Genomic DNA, 22,449 nt, shown 5'->3' with positions numbered 1-22,449 from the left:
CCGTTTGGGATATTGCTTGCGACAACGATTTCAGCAACTAGGTAAGGACAACCCAATGAGCACCATCGACAAAATCACCCAAGAAATGGAAGCCGAAGTGAAGCGCAGCAAAGGCGGCGTGTTTTGGCGTCTATTGCTGGTCTGGATGAAAGAAGTCAACAAACAGATTCAGAACAAACCGAACACCGATGAAGAACTAGCCGAGGCTTAAATAATGGAAATGCTATCTCTTAAAGAATGTCAGCAAGCAATGGCCGCGCTTGATGCGGCCGACAAACTCAATGCCAGTGTCGAAAAGGAGTTGAGCCAGTTTAAAGAAATGGACACCAACGCAATTATCAAGCGTGCAAGCAAGATGCTCATGACGGGTAATTTTTCGCTTGAAGCGTTTGGTTTGAATCCGACACTGTTCGACCAAATCGAGCAGTTAACCAAACTTAACAACAAGGTGCGTGAAAAGTATCGCGGTTGTGTCAAAGGCAACATACAGCAATTGGAAACAGTCGAGGCGGCCGCCGATGAGTAAACATCCCAACCCAATTCGCGGGCACGTATCGTGCCCCGTTTGTAGCTCGGCTTCTACCGTGCATCGTGTCGGTGAGGGCAAGCTGATTGCCGAGGGCGAGCCAACCAAAAACGGGCGCAATTTAGGACTGCTGTATTACAAGTGTCCGAGCTGTGGCAACAGCCCAATGAGCAAGAGCATTAACGCTTTTGTTGAAGCCAACATGGTTGACTCGGTTGAACAGTTAGAAGTGAGTGACGCCGTCACAATTGAGGCTAAATTGCCAACGGTTGAACCAGTACCCGACATCGTTGCAAGCACTGATACGTCTAGCGTTGAAGTAATCGAACCAGTAGAAGCGCCAAGCGTTGAAACCGAGCAAGCAACCGAACCGGAACCCGTTCCAACGCCCGTTAAAAAGCCGCCGTTTCCGGTTAAAAAAGTCTTAGCGGGGATAGCGTTTGTCGCCTTGCTGATTTGGGCAATTCGCCAACTGATGCCAACCAAGAAACCAACCGAATCAGATACCGAACAAGGGGAGCCAATCAATGCAGGATGAAATTGAAAACCAACCAGAATTAGATGATTGGGGCGACTTTTCCGCGGTTATCAGTGGACTGGAACAAACCGAAGTCAGCGAACTAACCGACTTACCAACCGAAGCGGCCAACGACGACAACCACCAACCCGCGGGTGAAATGTTCGAGGGCGCATTGTCGGTGCTGTTCACCATTGCCGAACAAGCCACGTCGATTATTTCCGGTGTCGATTTTGAGTTTGACGAAAAAGGCAAGGCGGCGGTGATTGATGCCGCGTTGCCTGTGCTGGAAAAACACAGTGATAGCGTGTCGTCAATGTTTGGTGACTACATGCAAGAAGCCGTTTTAGGTTTGGCGGTGTTGTCGCTGGTCTACAGTGCCAAGAAAACCATGGCATACCAAAAAGAGCTGTTAGCGATAGAGGAGGAAAAACAGCGTGAGCAAAAAGAAAAAGACGCCGCTTAAATTCCCCAATCCGGTCAACTCCAACCCCTCACACGATGCCGAGCATGTCATCTATGTGGCGGGCACGGGCGGGGGTAAAACCTCCGCCGTTAAGCACTTGGGGTTAGTGCCAAAAGCCGCGCAAGCGGTTTTTTTTGACCCTTACCGCAACTACGCGGGGGCGAAGTTCCGCGGCCAACAATGCCTTGAAACCAGTTCCCGCGTGGCGTTCGTCAAAGCTTTGGTGATGGCACGTAAACGTGGCAAGTCGTTCAAACTGGCGTATATCCCCAAAGATGGCGCGTGTAGTGAGGAACTCGAATTTTTCAGTGCCGCGGTGTGGGCGGTGGGTAATGGCGACGCTAAACAACTGCATGTGATCATCGAAGAGCTAGCAAGCTGCGTGGAAACGTCCGGCAAACTCAAAGGTAAGGCGGGCGAATTGTGGCGCGGTGGGCGTCAATATGGGCTTGTGCTGCATTCGATTTTCCAACGCGGGCAGGAAGTGCCTAAGACCGTGACCGAGCAATCGCCCGTTTGGTGGATTGGTGCGGTCAACTCGATGGCCGATGCACGATGGCTCGCCGATAAAAAAGGCTTGTGCGTCGATACCTTGGCGGGCTTGAAGTCAGCCAAAAACAACAAAGCCGCAATTGGCAAACCCATTGCTGAATATATGCTCGTTCGTGACGGCATCGGCAACGTCGAAAAAGGCGCATTCAACTGTCTAACCGGAGCACTTCAACGCTAAATCCAACCTATAGGTTAACCACTTAACCTATAGGTTGCGCCCGCTTTCGCTTCCTCTCAAATCCCTGTTTCATGAAGTCACTTTTTAACCGTGTACAACCGAAAGGGACAACATGAAACAGCAACACAAAAACCTACTGATGGCGCTGATTATCACGTTAATCGTGATTGCCGCTATCAACAACATCAGCGTGCTAAATCCAGTGCGTGAAACTCTTAACGGCGAAAATGGGTGGTTCTAATGGAAGCACTAAAACAACCTTTTAACCCGCGTCCACGTGAGCTTGACCCTGTTGAGGGCGTGAACTGGGGCAACCAAGCCACCTTGCGCTTAGTATCGGGTCCAACTTACCAAAACATTGAACTGGTGACGGACATTCTCGACGCGGCAGACATCGAGCGCATCACGGTAAAAGTGAACGGCCGTGAAATCGTCAACGTGACGGGTCAAGACCTTATCGACTTGCAAGAGCACAAGAAAGAATACGTGCAAGCGGGTCGCTACGTGCTGAACTTCTCCGATATGTCGATGCGCACCAAACTGGGTATCCGTACAGGTGAGCTTGTGACGCTGCAGGGCGAAATCTGGTTTATGTACATCCAGTTAAAAGCCAAAGCGGGTGCCGCGGCACCAATGATTCGCGCTCGTGCTCATACCACGGCGGCGCAAAGCCAACGCATTTACATGCCGCGCATCTATTCCCAAACGTGGTACGCCGCATCAAGTGGTCGCACACCGTTTGACTTTGCCGAGCGTAGCGCGGCGCTGTTAATCAAACGTTTGCACCTCAAAGACAACACCATTGAACGCGTTCGCGTCCTGCGTGATGAACGTGAAGAGCTCAACGTCAACAAGACCGATAACGCCTACGACTTAGCCGCGGCGGGTCGTGAGCAGAATGCGGGCTTCTTCTCGATGGACTTCACGCGTTGCGGTTTTGGTAGCGAAGCGCGTTTACCAACGGCGGCCATGAAACAACTGGCGTTTGAAGTGGAAAAAACGGCACCGGGTAGCATTCCGGTTCTGATTGAAGCCATCGAACAAGTGGCGGTGCCTACCGCGCAGTAAGGGGGCGTTATGGCGCAAGAGCAAAGCATGTGGGGTTCCATTTGGGACGGCGTCCTAGAAACGGGCGGCGAACTGATGACCGACGTTACCGACTTAGGCAAGGACTGGCTTGGCGTGAAGATTGAAAACGAAGCCGACCGCGTCCAGTCGAGTAACCCAGATGAACAGCGAAAGCACAATAACGACTACCAACAACCCACGGGTGAGCCTGTGTACACCTCCGCGTTTGCGGGGGTGACCACCACGCACCTGATGATGGGGATGCTGTTCGTATTGTTGTTATTGGCGATGTTCTACGTCGCTAAGGGGAAGAAGTAATGCCGTTTATTCCATACCTGATTGCAGGTGCGGTGGGCGTATGGGCGGGCATCAAAATCACGGGCGGTTTTGACCGCATCGGATGGGTGCTCGGTCTGCTTCTGGTGTGTTATGTCCTGTACAAGAAAGGATTCAAATTATGATTGGTGGGCTTTTAGGTAATTCCGGCTCGATGCCAATTAGCGCCAACGGTGGACCCGCGGTCAGCGGTGCCGATGGTGAATCAAGTGGCAGCCTATCGGTAGGCAATATCAATATGGGCGGGGGCAATTCCACCACGTTGATGATTCTTGTAGTGATTGTGATTGCGGCGGTGTTGCTATGGAAAAAGAAGTAATTGAAGTCGTGACGCAATCGAAACGTGCGCTTGGGGAACTCAAGCCCGCGTTTCGCGCTTGCCCTGATGCGTACGTTGAACTGTGCAAAGCGGTCAAGGATGGCCGCGTGAGTCTGTATCGCCTAATCAGCAATGAAAATGATCTCATCATTGCAGGTGAGCGTGATGGTGATAACTACTTTTTGTGGGGCGTCGCGGGTCGCGGTCTGCGTTCGGGAATTATCCAGTTATGCAAAGTGGTGAAAGCGGCGGGCATGTCATCCATGACCGCCGACACCGCCTTTGATGGCGTTGCTCGTTTGGTGCGCTCAATTGGCGTCACCGCCAAGCAAGACGGTGACTTTATTCGTTTGGATTTGGGAGTGCAGTAGATGGGTAGTTCTAAATCAAAATCGAGTAATACCAGTAACACCACTAACGTCAGCGGTCAGAATGCCATTAGTGGCGATAACCTCGGTGTAGCGATTTCGGGGGTTAATAACTCGACCATCAACACCACCATGACCGACCACGGCGCAGTGAATGCCGCCATGGAGCTTGGCGAACAGGCCTTTGAGTTTGGCGGCGAGATGCTCAACAGCAATGAGCGTATTTCGCTTGAAGCGATGGACACCACGCACGACATTGCCGAAACCGCCATTGATGAAGTGGCCGATTTTGCGGGCGATTCCTTGGCAACGTACGCCTCAACCAACAGTGAAAACCTCGATATGTTGGCGGGATTGGCGGGAAGCCAAGCGGCACAAAACTCGAAGAATCTTCAAGCCATGATGGACTTGGCGAAATTCAAACAAGACGGCGGGCAAGTCGAAACAAGCAAGATGATGGTGGTATTAGCAATCGTGCTTGTGTTGGTGCTTGGCTACGTAATGGTGAAGAAACGATGAACACGCAACTATTAGCGGGGCAAGCCATCCCGCTGACGCCAGATGGCAATTGGCTGTATCTGAAAGCGGCGCAAGCTGAAATCGAAATCTATCGTGAATCGTCCGGCGAGCGCGTCACGCTTGGCAAGTCGTCGGTGTTTAACGTGGGCGAGGGTAAGCACCTTGGACGTTTGCTTATCTCAAGTCGTACCGATAACCAGATTGAAATTCAGTTTGGTTTTGGAACGTTTACGCCGCCTGTTGAGGGTCAAAGCGTCGTGGTTCAAGCACTGCCGAACGTGGTGATTGAACAGCAACCCGCGGTAGAAATCGCGCCCAATCAGCAAGTGGCGGTGAGCCAATTGCCTGCCGTACACATTGCAGCAAATCAACAACTGGCAGTGTCTGCGCTGCCTGCTGTTGAACTGGCAGCCAATCAGAAATTGGCGGTGACGTCATTACCATCGGTGGAAGTGTCCGCATTGCCCGCGGTCACGCTCGAAGCTGCGCAAGTGGTCAAAGTGGATGAGCAAGTCAGTGGAAACCTCATCACCGAAGCGGTGAGCGTGTTCCCGCACAACATTGCGCAAAACGCCACACGCAAAGCCATCACGATTAAGGCCGCGAAAGCCAATAGCGCCTCGCGTTGTGTGGAGTCGTTCGGGCGCTTCACCAAAGCCGACTTAATCGCGGGCGTCAGCGTGGATGTGGGTCGTTATCCAATGCCGTATGGCATGGAAAAACACCTGATTTTCTGTAACTGCCAAATCACAGAAACCGCCACGAAAGCGCCGATTAGTCCATCGACCATCACCAAGACCGACTACAAAACGGTGAGTGTGGTCGGGGATACCGTAGGCAGCCAAACGCACGGCCATTTAATGGCGTACTACTCGAAAATGCCCGTGCACTTGAATTACTTCAACTCAGTCAACTATCAAGCGGTGTAGTTATGCCGCTATTTATCTTTGTCATCATACTCTTAGGGATTGGAGCCTTCACTATGACAACCTCAACCACATCAAGCGTTCGCGGGATTCGCATTCATAACCCGCTTAACATTCGCATTGCCTCTAATGCGTGGAAAGGCAAGGTGACGCCGTCACGTGATAAGGCCTTTGAAACCTTTAAAGCGCCCGAATGGGGCTTTCGTGCCGGAGCGATTTTGCTGCGTAACTATCAGCTACGTCATGAACTGCACACGCTAACCGAAATCATTCACCGCTTTGCGCCACCAAACGAAAACCACACAGCCAACTATGCACGCTTTGTCGCGGGTCGTGTGGGTGTCGGTATGGATGAGCGCATTGATTTAGTGAACAACAAGCCGCTGTTGGTCGAAGTACTTCACGCCATGAGCATCATGGAAGTGGGTCGTCATTACAGCAAGCACACGGTGCTGAAAGGCGTCAATCTGGTTTAAAACGTCGTTGAAAACGTCATTGATAGCGTCATATGACGTTTAACTATATTAAGGAAAAAATTATGTTTGAACGTTCAACATTAAAAGGCTTAACGCTTCTTGGTTCTGTTATCGCTGCGGCAACGGGCTATGGCCATTTATTCAGCGTGGAAATGACCGACACAGGCGTGAATTTTGGCGGTGCGGTTGGCTTGGCAATTCCTGCCGTGATTGGTGCCTATGAATCACTGCCGGACAAGTGGAAACCAAGCAAAAAAGTAGGGGGCTTGGATGGAAAACGCCTTAATTAACGCCTTGTCGGGCTTGGGCTTTTCGTCTGAGTCGCTGGTCATGTTTGTGCTTATCGGCATGAATCTCAAATACCAAATCGCCATCAATAAGCAGCTTACCCAAGGGCTTCAAGATGTGCGAGAAAGTGTTTTGGTTCTAACGGCTACGCGCAACAATGAAAGCTAAGGCTTAAACCCTGCGAACTGGTTCGAAACGTCATTAATGACGATTTACACAGCGAGTAGGGAGCCGATACTTTTGGCGGGTCGATTGACCTCGACAGGCTTCAAATGAATGCCACCAAAGCAGAAGCCTAAAAAAGCCGAACCCTTAGCGATGGGGTTCGGCTTTTTTTTGTTTGTTGCATATGCATCATTTTCATTAGCTCGGTGTTGCTCATAAGTATGGCTGCGAGCAGAATTATACCGATACATTTGGCATTCAAAGGTTACTTATGAGTAAAGAAAACCCATGGGAAAAAGTAAAAATCACGAACAAAAATAAATCACTTTATGGGGCTATCGCTTTTATTTTTGCTTTGTTAGTCGTTGCAAGTGCGTCGAATAATAATGGGCATCAAGCCAATTCAGAATCGAACCATACAGAGTCGAACTATTCAGAACCATCAGAAAGCAGCGTTTCAGCCTGCAAGTCACTGATTAGTAGAAAGACATCTTACAAGATTGATAGGCTCAGCCACATTGGTAGTAACAAAGGTAATCCGGTTATTACGTACTATGTTGACCCAGATTTAACTCATAAATTTCAATGCATAAATGGTGGAGTTCAGTTATGGGCAAAAGGAGCAGGGGTATGGATGTCAATGTAAAGGAAGATAGCATGCGGAAATACTATAAATTTGGGTTAGGAGCGATACTGATAACTGCGTTCGTATACTTTCTATTTTTTGGTGTAATAGAAAGACACCCTCTTTCAAATGACACGTCGGCTTGGGGAACGTTTGGCTCTTACTTTGGAGGAGTTCTTGGGCCAGTCTTGTCATTTTTGGCGTTTGTCATTTTGGTTAAGACACTTGAATCTCAGCAAAAAGAAGCGGAGAGACAAAGGAAATTTTCTGAAATAGAGTTAAAAAGTTCAGCTCTAGAAAACGCCGCGAAGGAGTTTGAATCTTTATTAAATAAACCAAAGAGCTCAAATGGTCAAACTATCTATGATTCTGTTGTAAATAAACGTACGGGCTCTGTTGAAGATGCTAAAACGGCACTAATACCGCTCGTTTTTATCGCTTATTACATCAAGGATATTAAAGATTCTCTAGCGGATTATTACGGTGACGACACTGGTATTCAAACGTTGAGCTTTCAGCACCGCTGGACATTTAAATACTCAAAGTTAGCTCTATCGGCCAAAGAGTTGGTCGGGGATGATTACTTACCATCCGATAAGTGGCAGATTCTACGTGATGGTGGTCTATTGAAATAAGGTGGTAAATCACCACCTTATTTTACTTATTACCCCTAAATTTAGTTGGTATCCATGGAGCTGCATTTCTACGACCACCTCGAAACGGGTGCGGTGTAGATTGCAGCTCTGTAATCTTAGGCGCTTCGATGTGACCATATCTAGCGACCAATTCCTTGTATTCATCACGCCAAAGGGCCTGTTCCTTTAACTCTGTCGGACTGAGTTGACGACCGTCAGGACAAATCAACACAGCGCGTTTCTCATCAATCCGAAATCCAGACCAACGATTGTCATTTGGCAGGAAACCGAGGCTTTTAATCAAAAGCAGCTTTTCAGCCATTGGATTTATCAAAATGCGGCCATCTAACCAACGACGAACGGTGACAGGTTTTACGTGAAAAAACTCAGCGCCGTGCTTAATACTCGTGAAGACGACTTAGGCCAAAACGCGTGGGTGACGATGTTAATGAGGCATTAGAGAGAGAAAAAGCAAACTTAAGTAAAATGCGACTGACAAAACAAGGACTTATATTTTGTTGAGTCGAAATTAAATCAGGAAGTATCAGAGCGTAAATCGGTGTAACTAAAACTAAAGTCAGTGCGTATTATATGTGTTATGTTAAATAACATATGCTCGTACGCCAAATGCTGCCAATGAGCACTCCTATTCCACTGTAGATTTGAAATTTAAGGTCTCTATCATAGCCATTAAACATAATATCTATTTACCATAAAATACTTAATATAGATCTTAATAATCTATCGATTGTTAAGATCTATATTAATGCTTTTTCTACTTACAGAAATGGCTGTATAGCTTCAAAGATATCTTGTCTTCGAACTGGTTTGGAAATGAATCCATCCATACCTGCGTCAAGGCATTTATCTCTATCACTTTCTAGCGCATGAGCGGTTAATGCGATGATTGGAGTCTTGAAGCCTTTATCTCGGAGAAGCCTTGTTGCAGTAATCCCATCCATCACTGGCATCGAGACATCCATAAGAATCAGGTCGATTAAATCCTCATTTTCCTCTAAGAACGTTAATGCTTCTGCTCCATGACTTGCGATATGAACATTATGACCAAGCTTATTTAAAATAAGCTTTATTACAAACTGATTCGACTCGGTATCTTCGACTACGAGAAGATCCATCGCTTTTATTGGTTGGTTGTTTTCTATTTTAACTGGACGATTTTGATTGCACCGAGTTAAAACGGGAATCTTAATAGTAAATGTTGAGCCGACATGCTCGTCACTTTTAACGATAATCTTGCCGCGCATCATTTCAACTAAATGCTTGGTTATTGCTAGCCCTAGTCCTGTACCACCAAAGCGTCTCGTGATGGAACGATCACCTTGATGAAATGCCGTAAATAGATGTTCTTGCTTGGCTTTAGATATACCAATTCCGGTGTCTGATATTGAAATTACAAGCTCGGAGTCTTGCTCAGATACTGAAACTTTTACTTCTCCTTCATCAGTAAACTTTATTGCATTCCCAATAAGATTAAACAGGATTTGAGATAATCGCGTAGAGTCAATCCAAAACTGTTTGTCGGTAGTTACCATGCAATTGAGTTTAAATTGAAGGCTCTTCTTCTTAGCTATTTGTTTTTGTTGAGAAATAACAAAAGTGACAGTGTCTCTTAAATTAACCCACTGCTCATTGAGTTGAAAGCGACCTGATTCAATTTTTGAGAGGTCAAGGATGTCGCTGATAATCGCGAGAAGCAACTCCGCTGAGCATTCCATTTGGCTCAAGGCATCGATTTGCTCTTCTGATAAGGTGGATTGTTTCAGAATATCGAGCATTCCAAGGACGGAATTTAGAGGGGTTCTAATTTCATGACTCATCATCGCTAAGAATTCTGACTTTGAGCGATTTGCAAGCTCTGCTTCTTCTCTTGCTTTAGCAAGCTGAGTTGTCCGCACTTCAACAATACGTTGTAACTTCTCTTTGGTCTCAATATCGATGACAGCTCTCTCTATTAAAGGCCGAAAGCGTCTTAAGGTTTCCTTATTTTCTATGCTAAAGTGCCCTTTCTTCGCACCAATGAGTAAGATGACTGTTTGTGTTACCTCTGAGCGTATGCCCGTTAGGACGACCGAGTTTACATGGCTTTTTATAAAGCTGTTTAGGTTAATAAATTCAGCAAGCCTATCTGGTTCGAACAGCAGAATACATTCGCCATTCAGCGCCCTCTCAGATGCGTTACCGTGTAACCAAGATATGTTATCAAATACACTATTTGTCGATATCAACGTTTTGAAGGGGTACCTCTCATCATCACGAGTTAGAACGATAAAATCATCAAAGTTGATGTACTTCTTAAGGACATTATTTAATCCCGTAAATATCTCGTGCCGGTTTTTTGCTTCACTCATCGCGGATATCGCTGAAAGAATAGCTTTATTCTCATCGGCGAGCAGTCGCTCTCTTTGCCTAGCCTGTTTTAGTTCGACTAACGCTTCTTGCAGCGCTTCCTGTTGGTATATGTCTAAGTATTTATCTTTCATAAGGTTTATGGAATATCGCTGATGAAATCATCAGGTTTCCATGTCCATTCTCACCACCAATAAATCTACCTTGCTCACCAAAAGTAAAAGGGCAAATAAAAGGTAACTGTTCTAGTTCTTGGTTAATTTGTTCACAAACGCTATTCATGTCTTGCATTAAGTGCAACATAGGACCTGCGCAAAAGATGTTTATCACCCCAATTTTTCGAGATTCTTCTAATTTTTGATTAAAGGCTGCATTTACAACTTTAGCGGCGCGTGCAACGAGGTGTTCTCTGCTTCCTTTCATTAAAGTGAGTTCATCACCCTCTTCTATTCGTGTAAATAGCTCAATTCCTCCATCTCGCGTCTCACGAATTGGATGGGACAATTTGTAATATGGACGCTCATAGAGGTGGCCAGCGACACGCCCTAGTGGATAAGCGCTCGAGTTTGTAAATAGCAGGTTGTTTTTGCCTACTTGGTTATCTTGATGGTTTGTCCACTTTCTATAAACATTGAGGGCTGGTTCGTCATCAATTTCTAGTAAGCACCTATCGTTAGTTTTGGTTGCAACCCCTTTGATATTGGTTGGAGTGTGCCCAGCACTAAAAGCAATATCAACAGGCTGTGAGGAGTAAAATAATGTCAGACTTAAACCTGCAGTTTGAGATCCTTGGGCGGTAATAACAGACCATTTTCCCGCGATATGATTATCAGCGGCTGAACCACCAATAATTGGGATCAGCGTACCAAACCTTTCATCTATTGATGCAATGATTGATTCCTCTTTCCCTGGAGTTGCATGAAGCAGTATTAAGTTTGGCACTTCTCCTACGCGGTTAGCGTTCTCAAGAGCCATATCTAAGGCTCTAGTTACACTGTCACCCGAGTCATAGTTAGAAATACCAGTGCCATAAGCATGAGGGCCTGAATCATAAATTGCGAGCGCCGCAATCACTGGGCCCGTATGAAACCCCCGGTCTGTCATTACTGCTTGGCATGAACTAGCTCCATGAAAAGGCACTCCAGGAAAATGTTCAAGAAAAGCTTCTCGAATTAACTCGAAGTCGTACTCTTCCGTGTAGTAGCACATCACGTAAGACAAGTTCTGTTGTGTCAGCTCGGACCTAAGCGTTTCTATCGCTGAGTCTTCATCTTTAATATGAGTAAAAACTGATTGGCAATGCATACGATTTTATAATTGGGTATCACTCTGCTGTTATACCATTCCAACCAATTTTCTATAGGTAAGAAGGTGAAAATTTCATTAAGAAGTTGCGATTATCTCGTGACAGATCATATTTATAATTGAACTACAACAATGTTTTCGCCTTTTTTAAAGGTGATTTTTTTTGATTCAGGCATTGTGTCCCATTCTATTTTCTTATGCTCTCGATCGAGATTGATAAATTCGCCAGATTGATTTGGATCAATTTTTAGAGTGCTGCTTTTTATCGTTTCGAGCGAAATTCCCGTTGAGTCACGATTAATTGTGATTATTTCACCTTCAATTGTTACATCGCATCGTTCTTTTTGTGAACAGTCAATGCTAGTAACGCTCTCGTGTGTAAAGGTACGCCAGAAAAATGCGCCTATTAACACACTGAGCATGATTAAGATTTGTGCAAGTCGCGCCTTTGTTAACTTTTGTGCAGGCATAATTACTAATATCCTTGTTACAAACTTCAAACTTTTTAAATAAAAAATGATTTCCAGGGGGCCAGTAAGGTTACTACCCTGTCATTGAATTGTTAATTCAAGTATAGTGTCACGCTGAAAATGCCACTTTTTATTAAAGTCAGCAATGGAAATAAGGTGATGATAACACTTGAATTCTAGAGTTTACTTGGGTGGTGTTACGACGCAAGTCGTGTTGGAAGTAAAAGTGTAGTTAATTAGAAATTGGAAGCATGCAAATGAGCCAAGTAAAGCAGCTTGAACAAAACTACAACTATACAGTCGTTCGCCAATTTACCCTTGTGACCATTTTATGGGGCATAGTTGGTATGGCTGTTGGTGTTTTGATTGCCGCTCAATTAGTTTGGCCACAGCTAAACTTTGATACGCCGTGGTTGACGTACAGTCGCTTACGTCCACTGCATACTAATGCGGTAATTTTTGCGTTTGGTACCAGTGCTCTGTTCGCAACGTCTTATTATGTTGTACAGCGCACATGTCAAACACGTCTTTTTGGTGGCCCACTCGTTGCCTTCACCTTTTGGGGTTGGCAAGCAATCATCCTGGCAGCAGCCATTACTTTGCCTCTCGGTTTAACATCGGGTAAAGAGTATGCTGAGCTAGAATGGCCTATTGATATCGCAATTGCGCTAGTATGGGTATCATATGCGGTGGTGTTCTTCGGCACACTGGTGAAACGAAACACGTCACACATATATGTGGCAAACTGGTTCTTCGGTGCCTTTATTATCACAGTAGCAGTACTTCACATCGTGAACAGCATGGCTATTCCTGTGTCACTCGGTAAATCTTACTCGATTTACTCGGGCGCAGTGGATGCGATGGTTCAGTGGTGGTATGGACACAATGCGGTAGGTTTCCTACTGACCGCTGGTTTCCTAGGTATGATGTACTACTTCGTTCCTAAACAAGCTGAACGTCCTGTTTATTCTTACCGTCTATCTATCGTTCACTTCTGGGCACTTATTTCTCTATATATTTGGGCAGGCCCTCACCACCTTCATTATACAGCGCTACCAGACTGGACTCAGTCTCTAGGTATGGTTATGTCGCTGGTTCTATTTGCTCCTTCTTGGGGTGGTATGATCAACGGTATTATGACGTTATCTGGTGCATGGCATAAGCTTCGTTATGACCCTATCCTACGTTTCCTAATCGTTTCACTGTCGTTCTACGGTATGTCTACCTTTGAAGGCCCGATGATGTCGATTAAGACGGTTAACGCACTTTCTCACTACACAGACTGGACCATTGGTCACGTTCACTCTGGTGCGTTAGGTTGGGTTGCGATGGTCTCTATCGGCTCTGTATATCACTTGGTACCCCGCCTATTTGGCCAAGAACGTATGTACTCTGTTGGTCTAGTTAATGTGCATTTCTGGCTAGCAACAATCGGTACCGTTCTTTACATCGTTGCGATGTGGATCTCTGGTGTAATGCAAGGTCTTATGTGGCGCGCGGTTAACTCTGACGGTACGCTAACTTACAGCTTTGTTGAGTCTGTAGAAGCGTCTTATCCGTTCTACTTTGTACGTTTCCTAGGCGGATTTATCTTCCTATCTGGTATGTTCCTAATGGCATACAACACGTACAAAACGGTAAGTGCACCTAAAGAAAGCCTAAAAGCTATCCCACATCCGGCATAAGGAGATTTAAGAATGAGTAATAATTCTAATAATCGCCATGAAATCTTAGAACGTAATGTCGGTTTGTTGGCTATTTTTATCGTGTTTGCTATCAGCTGGGGTGCTCTTGTAGAGATCACTCCTCTGATTTTCCAAAAGCAAACGACTGAACCTGTAGAGAATCTGCGTGCTTACACTCCTCTGGAGATGGAAGGTCGTGACATCTACATCCGTGAAGGTTGTAACGTTTGTCACAGCCAGATGGTTCGTCCTTTCCGCTCAGAGACTGAACGTTACGGTCACTACTCTGTTGCTGGTGAGAGTGTTTGGGAACACCCATTCCTTTGGGGCTCTAAGCGTACAGGTCCGGATTTAGCTCGTGTTGGTGGTCGTTATTCTGATGAATGGCACCGCGTTCACCTACTAGATCCTCGTGAGCTTGTGCCTGAGTCAAACATGCCAGGTTTCCCGTGGTTAGCTGAAAACGTTTTAGACGGTAAGCTAACTCAGAAGAAACTTGAGCTATTTCGTGATCAGTTCGGTGTTCCATACACTGATGAAGAGATCGCGAATTCGGCTAAAGAAGTAGAAGGTAAAACAGAGATGGATGCAATCATCGCTTACCTTCAGTCTCTTGGTCATGCAATGAAGTAAGGGGATCATATGGATTTCGGTACAATTCATAGTATTTATACCGTTGTACTCTTCGCTAGTTTTATCGGCATCGTATGGTGGGCATTTAGTAAAAAGCGTAAAGCACGCTTTGAAGAAGATGCCAACTTGGTGTTTGCTGACGAAGAACAAACGACCCCAAATAACCAAGGAGTGAAGAAGTAATGACTACATTCTGGAGTCTCTGGATTATCGTGATTACTGTCGGTACGCTGGTAGGCTGTGCGATTCTCCTGACTTGGTGCGCTAAAGATAAAATGGGCGTCGAGGAAGGGGAAGACATGGGCCACGAGTACGATGGTATTCGCGAGCTAAACAACCCTCTACCAAAGTGGTGGACTTACCTGTTTGTAAGCACATTTGTGTTCGCAGCAGTTTACCTTGCTCTATTCCCAGGTCTAGGTAGCTTCAAGGGCTTTTTAAACTGGCAGAGTTCGGCTCAAACCGTTCGCTCACTAGAAGAGTCAAAAGAAGCCATCGCTGCAGCACAAGAGAACAAGCAACTAAACCAATATGCAAAAGAACTGGATGATGCCGACGCTTACTTCGGCGAAGCATTCCGTAAACTCGCGCACAATGACAGTGGTCTACGCCCAATTCCTGAAATTGCGCAAGATCCTGAAGCATTAAAAGTTGGCCAACGTTTGTTTTTGCAAAACTGTTCTCAATGTCACGGCTCTGATGCTCGTGGTCAGAAAGGTTTCCCTAACCTAACTGATGATGCATGGCTATACGGCGGTGAACCAGCTGCAATCGTAACAACCATCATGCATGGCCGTATTGGTCAAATGCCAGCATGGAAAGATGCGCTTGGTGAGCAAGGTGTGCAAGAAGTTGTAAGCTACACACTTAGCCTATCTGGTCGTAAAGTGAATGCTCGTGAAGCAGCGGCAGGTAAAGCACGTTTCGTCGTGTGTGCAGCTTGTCACGGTACTGATGGTAAGGGTAACCCTGCAGTCGGTGCACCTGATCTTACAGACCAAGATTGGCTATTTGGCGACTCTCGTGCAGCTGTAACCGAAACCGTAATGAACGGCCGCTCAGGTGTAATGCCCGCGTGGAAAGACATTTTGGGTGAAGATAAAGTTCAGCTCGTTGCCTCTTATGTCTGGAGCTTAAGTAACTCAGAGAGTAAGTAACTGAGATATTAAGTAACATAGCAATAACAGCCCCTTTCATAGGGGCTGTCTTTCCTTTAAATTTAACGCCTTACATTTTTTCATTTAGCTGTTGAGAACTTTTTTATGGTAAAGCCTTGGTATAAACAATTTTGGCCGTGGTTCCTAATCATCCTTCCTCTTACTGTCGTAGTTTGGACTGTGATTACTGTGGTCGTTTTCTCGAACAACTCTGTTTCTTTAGTCGCCGAGGATTACTATAAAAAAGGCAAAGGTATTAACATCGACATTAGTAAAATGAATGTCGCTCGTGACCTAGGTCTTAACGCTGAGATTTCCTCTAAAAATAACAATGTTGTGATTGTTTTCGCTAAAGGGAAGCTATCTCATTATCCTGCTCTAACGGCCACTTTCACTCATCGTACTCTTCCTGATCGTGACTTTACAAAGCTCGTTACGGCGGATGCATCTGGTAATTACCGCCTAACGGCAGAAGAATCTATTCAAGGTCCTTGGTTTATCGAACTACAACCACATGACCAACAATGGATGATCCAAGGTAAAGTTGAATTTCCAGCCTCGTCAACACCGTTAATGAAGTAAGCATATGTGTGAATCCTGTTATCACTGTGGTGAAGATGTACCAGCCAACACGGATTTTAAAGTTGATATACTCGGTGAATCCCGCAAGATGTGTTGTCCTGGCTGCGAGACGGTTGCTCAAACCATCGTAGACAGCGGCTTAGTATCCTACTATCAATATAGAACTGCGCCTGCGGAAAAAGCAGATTTAGTTCCAGAGCAACTCCAAGCTTTAATTCATTATGATAATGAAGATGTACAATCAGAATTTGTGCGAAATCGTGAAAATGTCTCTGAAGTAACTCTTTCTTTAGAAGGCGTTTCATGTGCAGCTTGTGCGTGGTTAATCGAAAAGCAAGTCTCTAATACGGCTGGGTTAGTGTCTATCCGCGTGAATACAACCACTAACCGCGCGTTACTGGCCTGGGATAACACTCAAGTGCGATTAAGTGAGCTCCTATCTGTCATTCATAAACTGGGTTATAAAGCTGCACCATTTGAAGCTGATAAGCAAGAAGCCTCTTATCATCGAATGATGAAGCAATACTTATACAGATTAGGTATTGCTGGTTTAGCTACCATGCAAGTTATGATGCTAGCCGTCGCATTGTACCTAGAAGTTTTTGGTGACCTAGAACCGGAGTTTAAAAATTACTTTCGTTGGGTAAGTTTGATCTTTGCTACGCCAGTCCTACTCTACTCTGCTCTTCCGTTTTACTTAAATGCGTGGCGAAGCATCAAAGGCCGAACCCTCGGTATGGATGTGCCTGTCTCGATTGCACTTATTTTTGCCTATGTAGCCAGCTTAATAGCAACCGTTACAGAACAGGGCGAAGTCTTCTTCGAATCGATTTCAATGTTCACTTTCTTCCTATTGGTTGGACGATTTTTAGAGATGCGAGCGCGTCGCAAAGCCGCAGCGGCGAGTGGTAACCTATTAAAGTTGATCCCAGCGATCGCCACGACGCTGGATGGCGAGCAAATACCAGTGAAAACTCTAAAAGTTGGTGATCGTATTCGCGTCCTTCCTGGTGAACATATCCCAGCTGACGGCAAAGTTATTTCGGGTCGTATTCATATTGATGAATCCATGCTAACGGGTGAATCCGTACATGTTGTGAAACGAGAAGGCGATGCGGTTTATGCAGGAACACTAAACGGTGATGAGTCATTTGAGCTAGAGGTCATGAGTTCCAAAGCCGACTCAATGATTTCCAATATCGTGCGTTTACAAGATGAAGCTCAACACTCCAAACCTAAAATCGCAGAAATTGCAGACGTTGTTGCTCGTTACTTTGTTGGAGCAATTCTTATTATTTCTGCTGGTACTTGGTTTTACTGGCATCAAACAAAACCAGATGATGCGTTTTGGATCATGCTATCCGTATTGGTAGCCACCTGTCCATGTGCCCTATCTCTTGCGACTCCAACTGCTCTAACTTGTGCTACCTCTCGTATGGGAAACTTTGGCATTTTGCTTCGTAAAGGTCATGTGTTCGAGACGCTATGTAAGATCAACCACTTAGTTGTAGATAAAACAGGTACTCTGACGAAAGGCGATATTGAGATCTGTGATACAAAAGTGTTGAGTGATCTTCCAAAAGAAGATTGTCTCTCTCTAGCCGCAGCATTAGAAGCTCATGCAAACCATCCTATCGCTCGCTCTTTTGCAAGTTACGCCAATGACGACTTTGTTGTGTATGAAGTGCAAAACTTGATTGGTTCAGGGATTGAGGGGATCTGGAATGGCAAAATCGTTAAGATAGGCAGTGCGATTTTTGTTCAAGGCAAGGAAAGCGATGAAAGCCATGCGGTCTATCTTTCAGTTGATGGCGAGCATGTCGCTAGCTTTTACTACCGCGACCCTATCCGAAAAGAAAGCAAAGCCTTTGTTCAACGTTTTGCTGACGCTGGAATTAAGACAACGCTGCTAACAGGTGACTCTCTCTCAAACGCTCGACCTGTAGCGAATGAAATTGGTATCGATCACGTCGTTGCGTCAGCAAAACCAGAAGACAAACTCGCGTACCTTAAGAGTCTTGATGAAGACAGTATCACAATGATGGTTGGCGATGGCATCAATGACGCACCTACTCTCGCCGGAGCTCATCTTTCTGTTGCAATGGGCGGTGGTACGGATGTCGCTAAAGCATCTGCAGATATGACGTTACTTGGGGATAATCTCGAAAAGCTACTAGAGGCACGTTTGCTTGCACTGCGTACAAGAAAGATTATTCGAGAAAACTTGGCTTGGTCTTTGGGTTACAACCTGTTAATTTTGCCTTTAGCTGTCGCTGGTTTAGTGGCTCCCTACATTGCAGTAGTTGGCATGTCTGCAAGCTCAATTATCGTTGTATCTAACTCTTTGCGCCTGCTCAAAGAGAAATAAGTAGAGAAAGCAAACATGGAAAGTCTTTATATATTGATTCCCATCGCTATCGTTCTCGTTTGTGTTGCTGTTGCCGTTTTTCTTTGGGCAGTAAGAAGTGATCAGTTTGAAGATCTAGAACGACAAGGACATAACATTCTTCTTGATGAAGAAGACAAATCTAATAGTGATAAAAAATAGCAACCTTTATGACTCCTGACTTTATTGGTGCTTTGATGATCGGCCTCGTCGGGGCCGGTCATTGCATGGGAATGTGTGGTGGTATCGCGTCTCTGCTTACCATGGGCTCTTCTACAAGTAAAAGCTCCCCCCTTATTCCACTCTTCTACAACCTAGGGCGATTGAGCAGCTATGCCGTAATCGGTGCATTAGTAGGCGGAGCAATATCAGGTTTATCTGAGCTAAGTGGATTAACGCATTCTCTTGCTTGGTTAAGGCTGATTGCCGCACTGTTCATGATTCTGGTTGCGCTTTATATTGCTAGATGGTGGCAAGGTTTACTGTTAATAGAAAAGTTAGGACAGCACATTTGGCGCTTTATCTCACCTGCTGGTAAGCGTTTGTTGCCATTAAAGCACCCTCTTCATGCTTTACCATTTGGCTTCATTTGGGGCTGGTTACCATGCGGCTTGGTTTATTCTGCGCTAACTTGGTCGGCGGTTTCAGGCAGCGCAATAAACGGTGGTCTTATTATGCTCGCGTTTGGCCTCGGAACACTTCCGGCAATGCTGATTATTGGATATGGTGCCAACCATTTTCAGAAATTACAAAAATCGTTAATATTTAGAAATATTTCAGCATTAATCCTTATTGGGTATGGTTCGTACACTGCTGTAGGAGCCATGGAGTTACTCGGTTTCATATAACGTTAAACTCTATTGAGGTGACATTTTTGCTACCCTTTAGGATTAAGCGATGCTAAAATATTGATGTATATCAAATAGTGAAAGGTTGTTATGATTTCTGAAAAACCTGCAACAAAGCGTATCCAATCAGGCGGTTGCGCCATTCATTGCCAAGATTGTAGCATTAGTCAGCTGTGTATCCCGTTCACTCTGAATGAGGCAGAACTTGATCAGCTTGACCAAATCATCGAACGTAAGAAGCCTATCCAAAAAGGACAAGAGCTTTTTAAGGCTGGTGACGAGCTAAAATCTCTGTACGCTATCCGCTCTGGTACCATCAAGAGCTATACGATCACAGAGCAAGGTGATGAGCAAATCACAGCGTTTCACTTGGCCGGAGACCTAGTTGGTTTCGATGCCATTACAGGTGACTCCCACCCTAGCTTTGCTCAAGCGCTTGAAACGTCGATGGTATGTGAAATCCCATACGAAATTTTAGACGACCTATCAGGTAAAATGCCTAAGCTTCGCCAGCAAATTATGCGTTTGATGAGTAACGAAATTAAAGGTGATCAGGAAATGATTTTGCTTCTTTCTAAAAAGAATGCAGAAGAACGTCTAGCGGCTTTCCTATACAACCTATCAACTCGTTTTTCTCAACGTGGCTTCAGCCCTAGAGAGTTTCGTTTAACGATGACTCGTGGTGATATTGGTAACTATCTTGGTCTTACAGTGGAAACAATCAGTCGCTTGTTGGGTCGTTTCCAGAAATCCGAGATCCTAAGTGTAAAAGGTAAATATATCACTATCTTAGACCACGATGCATTGATGGAACTTGCTGGTGTAACTAAAGAATAATACACCCCAATTATTGATGTAGCTCGAAAATGAGCTACATCATATTTCTCATAAATTCCTTTCGAAAGTCCTCAAAAAGTTACCCAAACTAAGCTACAGTAAAAATGTACGGTAAGTACTCCAAAATACTGATTTAATTTATATTCAGTATCTGGTTTTGCAATAGAAGTGGGCTTAGTTATGAGTATATACAGTAAGATCCTTGTTGTAGCTGACATCAATAATGATGAGCAGCCCGCACTTGCAAGAGCTGTTCAATTAGCTCAAAAAAGTGTATCTAGAAGCCGAATCACTTTCTTTTTATCCATTTACGATTTCTCTTATGACATGACGTCAATGCTATCAGTGGATGAAAGAGATGCTATGCGTCGAGGTGTTATCCATCAACGTGAGCAGTGGATGCGTAAAATTGCTCAACCTTATCTAAACGATGGCTTCGACTTTGATGTATGTGTCGTCTGGCACAACCGTCCTTACGAAGCAATTATCGCTGAGGTCTATGCAGGCAGCCATGACCTAGTCATTAAAGGCACACGTAAGCACGACGTGTTAGAATCTGTGATTTTCACTCCGACCGATTGGCACTTGTTACGTAAATGCCCTATCCCAGTACTTCTGATTAAAAATGCAGATTGGCCAGAACAAGCAAGCATTCTTGCCTCGGTGCACGTAGGCTCTGAAAATCCAACTCATATTGATCTCAACGATGCCATGGTCGAGCGACTAAAAGAAGTCACCACCCGACTGGATGCCAAACCATACCTTGTTAATGCGTATCCCGTTACACCGGCGAACATTACCATTGAACTTCCTGAGTTTGATCCAACGACTTATACCGATGCCGTTCGAGGTCATCACTTAACTGCGATGAAAGCATTACGCCAAAAACACGGCCTTGATGAAGAGCAAACGATTGTTGAGCAAGGCTTACCTGAAGATGTCATTCCAGCAGCAGCAGAGCGCTTGAATGCTGCAATGGTTATTTTAGGCACCACAGGGCGAACCGGGCTTTCTGCTGTCTTTATTGGTAATACAGCTGAGCACGTGATCGATAAAATAAATTGCGATGTATTGGCTCTAAAACCAAAAGGCTACATTAGTCCTCTTGATCCAAACACAGCAACCTAATCTCTCTTTATGAGCGCTTTCAAACAGACGCTAATAAATCCCCCTAATAAAGGGGGATTTTTGTTTGGGGACAGTTAAAGCGTTGAATACAAAAAAGGAGGTCTAATTGACCTCCTTTTTTACGCGTTAGATGTTCGTAACATCGATGAACATCGATTCATCAATATTTGTCGAAGAAACGACAGCCTCATTAAATTCATACTCTTCGCGGTTACCTTCACGATCTAGCGGTAAGTTAACAAAGTCGAACAATTCGCGGTCTGCTAGTTGGCTTGGGCTTACGTTTTGAATTGATTTAAAAATCGCTTCCACACGCCCTGGCGTCTTCTTATCCCATTCAATCAACATTGCTTTTATAGATTGACGCTGAAGGTTCTCTTGAGAGCCACAAAGGTTACACGGAATAATTGGGAAATCCTTGTGTTCAGCGTATTTGATCAGATCTTTTTCACGACAGTAAGTCAATGGACGAATGACCACGTTACGACCATCATCAGAGCGCAGCTTTGGTGGCATCGCTTTAAGGCGAGAGCCGTGGAACATATTCAAGAACATTGTTTCGACGATGTCATCCATGTGATGACCTAGCGCAAGCTTAGTTGCACCAATCTTCTCTGCAAATGAATACAACGTACCACGTCGTAGGCGTGAACACAGACCACAAGTGGTTTTGCCTTCTGGCACCTTCTCTTTTACGACTGAATACGTGTCCTTATCTACGATGTAGTAAGGGATATTCAGTGTTTCGAAATACTCAGGCAGAATATGCTCAGGGAAGCCCGGTTGTTTTTGGTCTAAGTTTACCGCAACCACTTCAAATTTGATTGGCGCAGCTTTCTGAAGATTCAACAGGATATCAAGCATCGCGAATGAATCTTTACCACCGCTAATACATGCCATCACAACATCGCCTTCTTCAATCATGTTGTAATCAGTAATGGCATTTCCAACATGTCTTCTCAGGCGTTTCTGAAGCTTGTTGAATTCTAGGGTTTCTTTTCTTGTATCTATTTGGTTCATTGCGGGCTCTCACATCGCCGATAAATCGACTAGGACTTCCTAACATGGGTTTCTTTGGGGCGTGGAT

32 protein-coding genes and 1 pseudogene are annotated in these 22,449 nt (G+C 45.1%); 28 read left to right on the top strand and 5 right to left on the bottom strand.

What is annotated here, in order from left to right:
- The first annotated feature begins 16 nt into the window (after positions 1–16).
- The 18 genes and pseudogenes from NL645_RS18845 (at position 17) to NL645_RS18765 (ending at position 7,964) form a co-directional block, all read left to right on the top strand.
- Positions 17–211: a hypothetical protein gene (locus NL645_RS18845; RefSeq protein WP_165439095.1), complete on the top strand. Its 195-nt coding sequence runs from the start codon at positions 17–19 to the stop codon at positions 209–211.
- 3 nt (positions 212–214) lie between these two features.
- Positions 215–526, top strand: a complete 312-nt coding sequence (locus NL645_RS18840) for a hypothetical protein (RefSeq protein ID WP_253652202.1) — start codon at positions 215–217, stop codon at positions 524–526.
- Complete coding sequence (locus NL645_RS18835) at positions 519–1,064, top strand: hypothetical protein (RefSeq protein WP_253652201.1); 546 nt, start codon at positions 519–521, stop codon at positions 1,062–1,064. Before NL645_RS18840 ends, NL645_RS18835 begins: the two co-directional genes overlap by 8 nt.
- Entirely contained in the window at positions 1,054–1,509 is a 456-nt protein-coding gene (locus NL645_RS18830; protein ID WP_140094434.1) for a hypothetical protein, read from the top strand. Before NL645_RS18835 ends, NL645_RS18830 begins: the two co-directional genes overlap by 11 nt.
- Complete coding sequence (locus NL645_RS18825; RefSeq protein ID WP_047506899.1) at positions 1,481–2,239, top strand: hypothetical protein; 759 nt, start codon at positions 1,481–1,483, stop codon at positions 2,237–2,239. Before NL645_RS18830 ends, NL645_RS18825 begins: the two co-directional genes overlap by 29 nt.
- A 112-nt stretch (positions 2,240–2,351) precedes the next feature.
- Positions 2,352–2,480: a hypothetical protein gene (locus tag NL645_RS23115; protein ID WP_005457441.1), complete on the top strand. Its 129-nt coding sequence runs from the start codon at positions 2,352–2,354 to the stop codon at positions 2,478–2,480.
- Positions 2,480–3,307 (top strand): major capsid protein P2, encoded by an 828-nt coding sequence (locus NL645_RS18820; protein ID WP_253652200.1) that lies wholly within the window; start codon positions 2,480–2,482, stop codon positions 3,305–3,307. The genes NL645_RS23115 and NL645_RS18820 overlap by 1 nt, the downstream gene beginning before the upstream one ends.
- A gap of 9 nt (positions 3,308–3,316) precedes the next feature.
- Positions 3,317–3,625: a hypothetical protein gene (locus tag NL645_RS18815; protein ID WP_005457431.1), complete on the top strand. Its 309-nt coding sequence runs from the start codon at positions 3,317–3,319 to the stop codon at positions 3,623–3,625.
- The gene (locus NL645_RS18810; protein ID WP_005457439.1) at positions 3,625–3,768 is read left to right on the top strand and encodes a hypothetical protein; all 144 of its coding nucleotides are present in this window, start codon (positions 3,625–3,627) and stop codon (positions 3,766–3,768) included. The genes NL645_RS18815 and NL645_RS18810 overlap by 1 nt, the downstream gene beginning before the upstream one ends.
- Positions 3,765–3,962, top strand: a complete 198-nt coding sequence (locus NL645_RS18805; protein ID WP_005457419.1) for a hypothetical protein — start codon at positions 3,765–3,767, stop codon at positions 3,960–3,962. The genes NL645_RS18810 and NL645_RS18805 overlap by 4 nt, the downstream gene beginning before the upstream one ends.
- Entirely contained in the window at positions 3,947–4,333 is a 387-nt protein-coding gene (locus tag NL645_RS18800; protein ID WP_029823319.1) for a hypothetical protein, read from the top strand. The genes NL645_RS18805 and NL645_RS18800 overlap by 16 nt, the downstream gene beginning before the upstream one ends.
- Positions 4,334–4,849, top strand: coding sequence for a hypothetical protein (locus NL645_RS18795; protein WP_005457437.1), 516 nt, complete (start codon positions 4,334–4,336; stop codon positions 4,847–4,849).
- Positions 4,846–5,490: pseudogene (locus NL645_RS18790) on the top strand (hypothetical protein); the annotation flags it as partial. The gene NL645_RS18795 and the pseudogene NL645_RS18790, both read left to right, overlap by 4 nt.
- A gap of 290 nt (positions 5,491–5,780) precedes the next feature.
- The gene (locus NL645_RS18785) at positions 5,781–6,251 is read left to right on the top strand and encodes a hypothetical protein (RefSeq protein WP_029865452.1); all 471 of its coding nucleotides are present in this window, start codon (positions 5,781–5,783) and stop codon (positions 6,249–6,251) included.
- A gap of 62 nt (positions 6,252–6,313) precedes the next feature.
- Positions 6,314–6,541 carry a hypothetical protein gene (locus NL645_RS18780; protein ID WP_005457391.1) on the top strand — a complete coding sequence of 76 codons (228 nt, stop codon included), beginning with the start codon at positions 6,314–6,316 and terminating at the stop codon, positions 6,539–6,541.
- Positions 6,522–6,707 (top strand): hypothetical protein, encoded by a 186-nt coding sequence (locus tag NL645_RS18775; protein ID WP_029823315.1) that lies wholly within the window; start codon positions 6,522–6,524, stop codon positions 6,705–6,707. The genes NL645_RS18780 and NL645_RS18775 overlap by 20 nt, the downstream gene beginning before the upstream one ends.
- A gap of 268 nt (positions 6,708–6,975) precedes the next feature.
- Positions 6,976–7,350: a hypothetical protein gene (locus tag NL645_RS18770; RefSeq protein WP_213986788.1), complete on the top strand. Its 375-nt coding sequence runs from the start codon at positions 6,976–6,978 to the stop codon at positions 7,348–7,350.
- Positions 7,335–7,964, top strand: a complete 630-nt coding sequence (locus tag NL645_RS18765; RefSeq protein WP_253652198.1) for a hypothetical protein — start codon at positions 7,335–7,337, stop codon at positions 7,962–7,964. Before NL645_RS18770 ends, NL645_RS18765 begins: the two co-directional genes overlap by 16 nt.
- 22 nt (positions 7,965–7,986) lie before the next feature.
- Here NL645_RS18765 and NL645_RS18760 read toward each other — a convergent pair whose 3' ends face one another.
- The 4 genes from NL645_RS18760 to NL645_RS18745 all read right to left on the bottom strand — a co-directional run bounded on the left by NL645_RS18760 (position 7,987) and on the right by NL645_RS18745 (position 12,106).
- Complete coding sequence (locus NL645_RS18760; protein WP_253652230.1) at positions 7,987–8,367, bottom strand: phage protein; 381 nt, start codon at positions 8,365–8,367, stop codon at positions 7,987–7,989.
- 376 nt (positions 8,368–8,743) lie between these two features.
- On the bottom strand, positions 8,744–10,465 hold the full coding sequence (locus NL645_RS18755) for an ATP-binding protein (protein WP_048626397.1): 1,722 nt from the start codon (positions 10,463–10,465) through the stop codon (positions 8,744–8,746).
- Complete coding sequence (locus tag NL645_RS18750; RefSeq protein ID WP_253652197.1) at positions 10,455–11,636, bottom strand: FIST signal transduction protein; 1,182 nt, start codon at positions 11,634–11,636, stop codon at positions 10,455–10,457. Before NL645_RS18750 ends, NL645_RS18755 begins: the two co-directional genes overlap by 11 nt.
- Positions 11,637–11,749: 113 nt before the next feature.
- Entirely contained in the window at positions 11,750–12,106 is a 357-nt protein-coding gene (locus tag NL645_RS18745) for a hypothetical protein (RefSeq protein ID WP_041852960.1), read from the bottom strand.
- Positions 12,107–12,363: 257 nt separating this feature from the next.
- Between NL645_RS18745 and ccoN the strand changes: the two genes are divergently transcribed.
- From ccoN to uspE, 10 genes are all read left to right on the top strand, one after another.
- Positions 12,364–13,791 (top strand): cytochrome-c oxidase, cbb3-type subunit I, encoded by a 1,428-nt coding sequence (gene ccoN, locus NL645_RS18740; protein WP_005396488.1) that lies wholly within the window; start codon positions 12,364–12,366, stop codon positions 13,789–13,791.
- 12 nt (positions 13,792–13,803) lie between these two features.
- Positions 13,804–14,424, top strand: coding sequence for a cytochrome-c oxidase, cbb3-type subunit II (ccoO, locus tag NL645_RS18735; protein WP_005377475.1), 621 nt, complete (start codon positions 13,804–13,806; stop codon positions 14,422–14,424).
- A gap of 9 nt (positions 14,425–14,433) precedes the next feature.
- Positions 14,434–14,607: a CcoQ/FixQ family Cbb3-type cytochrome c oxidase assembly chaperone gene (locus NL645_RS18730; protein WP_005396487.1), complete on the top strand. Its 174-nt coding sequence runs from the start codon at positions 14,434–14,436 to the stop codon at positions 14,605–14,607.
- On the top strand, positions 14,607–15,581 hold the full coding sequence (ccoP, locus tag NL645_RS18725) for a cytochrome-c oxidase, cbb3-type subunit III (RefSeq protein WP_005377487.1): 975 nt from the start codon (positions 14,607–14,609) through the stop codon (positions 15,579–15,581). Before NL645_RS18730 ends, ccoP begins: the two co-directional genes overlap by 1 nt.
- A 105-nt stretch (positions 15,582–15,686) precedes the next feature.
- Positions 15,687–16,163 (top strand): FixH family protein, encoded by a 477-nt coding sequence (locus NL645_RS18720; RefSeq protein WP_243327273.1) that lies wholly within the window; start codon positions 15,687–15,689, stop codon positions 16,161–16,163.
- A 4-nt stretch (positions 16,164–16,167) separates the two neighbouring features.
- Positions 16,168–18,531, top strand: coding sequence for a heavy metal translocating P-type ATPase metal-binding domain-containing protein (locus NL645_RS18715; protein WP_253652196.1), 2,364 nt, complete (start codon positions 16,168–16,170; stop codon positions 18,529–18,531).
- A gap of 15 nt (positions 18,532–18,546) precedes the next feature.
- Positions 18,547–18,711: a cbb3-type cytochrome oxidase assembly protein CcoS gene (gene ccoS, locus NL645_RS18710; RefSeq protein WP_012841826.1), complete on the top strand. Its 165-nt coding sequence runs from the start codon at positions 18,547–18,549 to the stop codon at positions 18,709–18,711.
- 8 nt (positions 18,712–18,719) lie between these two features.
- A complete protein-coding gene (locus tag NL645_RS18705) occupies positions 18,720–19,397 on the top strand; it encodes a sulfite exporter TauE/SafE family protein (protein ID WP_006742590.1) in 678 nt (225 codons plus the stop codon).
- 90 nt (positions 19,398–19,487) lie between these two features.
- On the top strand, positions 19,488–20,234 hold the full coding sequence (locus NL645_RS18700; RefSeq protein WP_005377497.1) for an FNR family transcription factor: 747 nt from the start codon (positions 19,488–19,490) through the stop codon (positions 20,232–20,234).
- A gap of 180 nt (positions 20,235–20,414) precedes the next feature.
- On the top strand, positions 20,415–21,362 hold the full coding sequence (gene uspE / locus NL645_RS18695; protein ID WP_053807422.1) for a universal stress protein UspE: 948 nt from the start codon (positions 20,415–20,417) through the stop codon (positions 21,360–21,362).
- Positions 21,363–21,488: 126 nt separating this feature from the next.
- Here uspE and ttcA read toward each other — a convergent pair whose 3' ends face one another.
- The gene (ttcA, locus tag NL645_RS18690; protein ID WP_005377502.1) at positions 21,489–22,382 is read right to left on the bottom strand and encodes a tRNA 2-thiocytidine(32) synthetase TtcA; all 894 of its coding nucleotides are present in this window, start codon (positions 22,380–22,382) and stop codon (positions 21,489–21,491) included.
- Positions 22,383–22,449: the final 67 nt, after the last annotated feature.

The sequence above is a fragment of the Vibrio sp. Y51_MX_L26 genome (assembly GCF_024181935.1).
GTDB lineage: Bacteria > Pseudomonadota > Gammaproteobacteria > Enterobacterales > Vibrionaceae > Vibrio > Vibrio diabolicus.
This window is presented reverse-complemented; position numbering and strand designations above follow the sequence as displayed.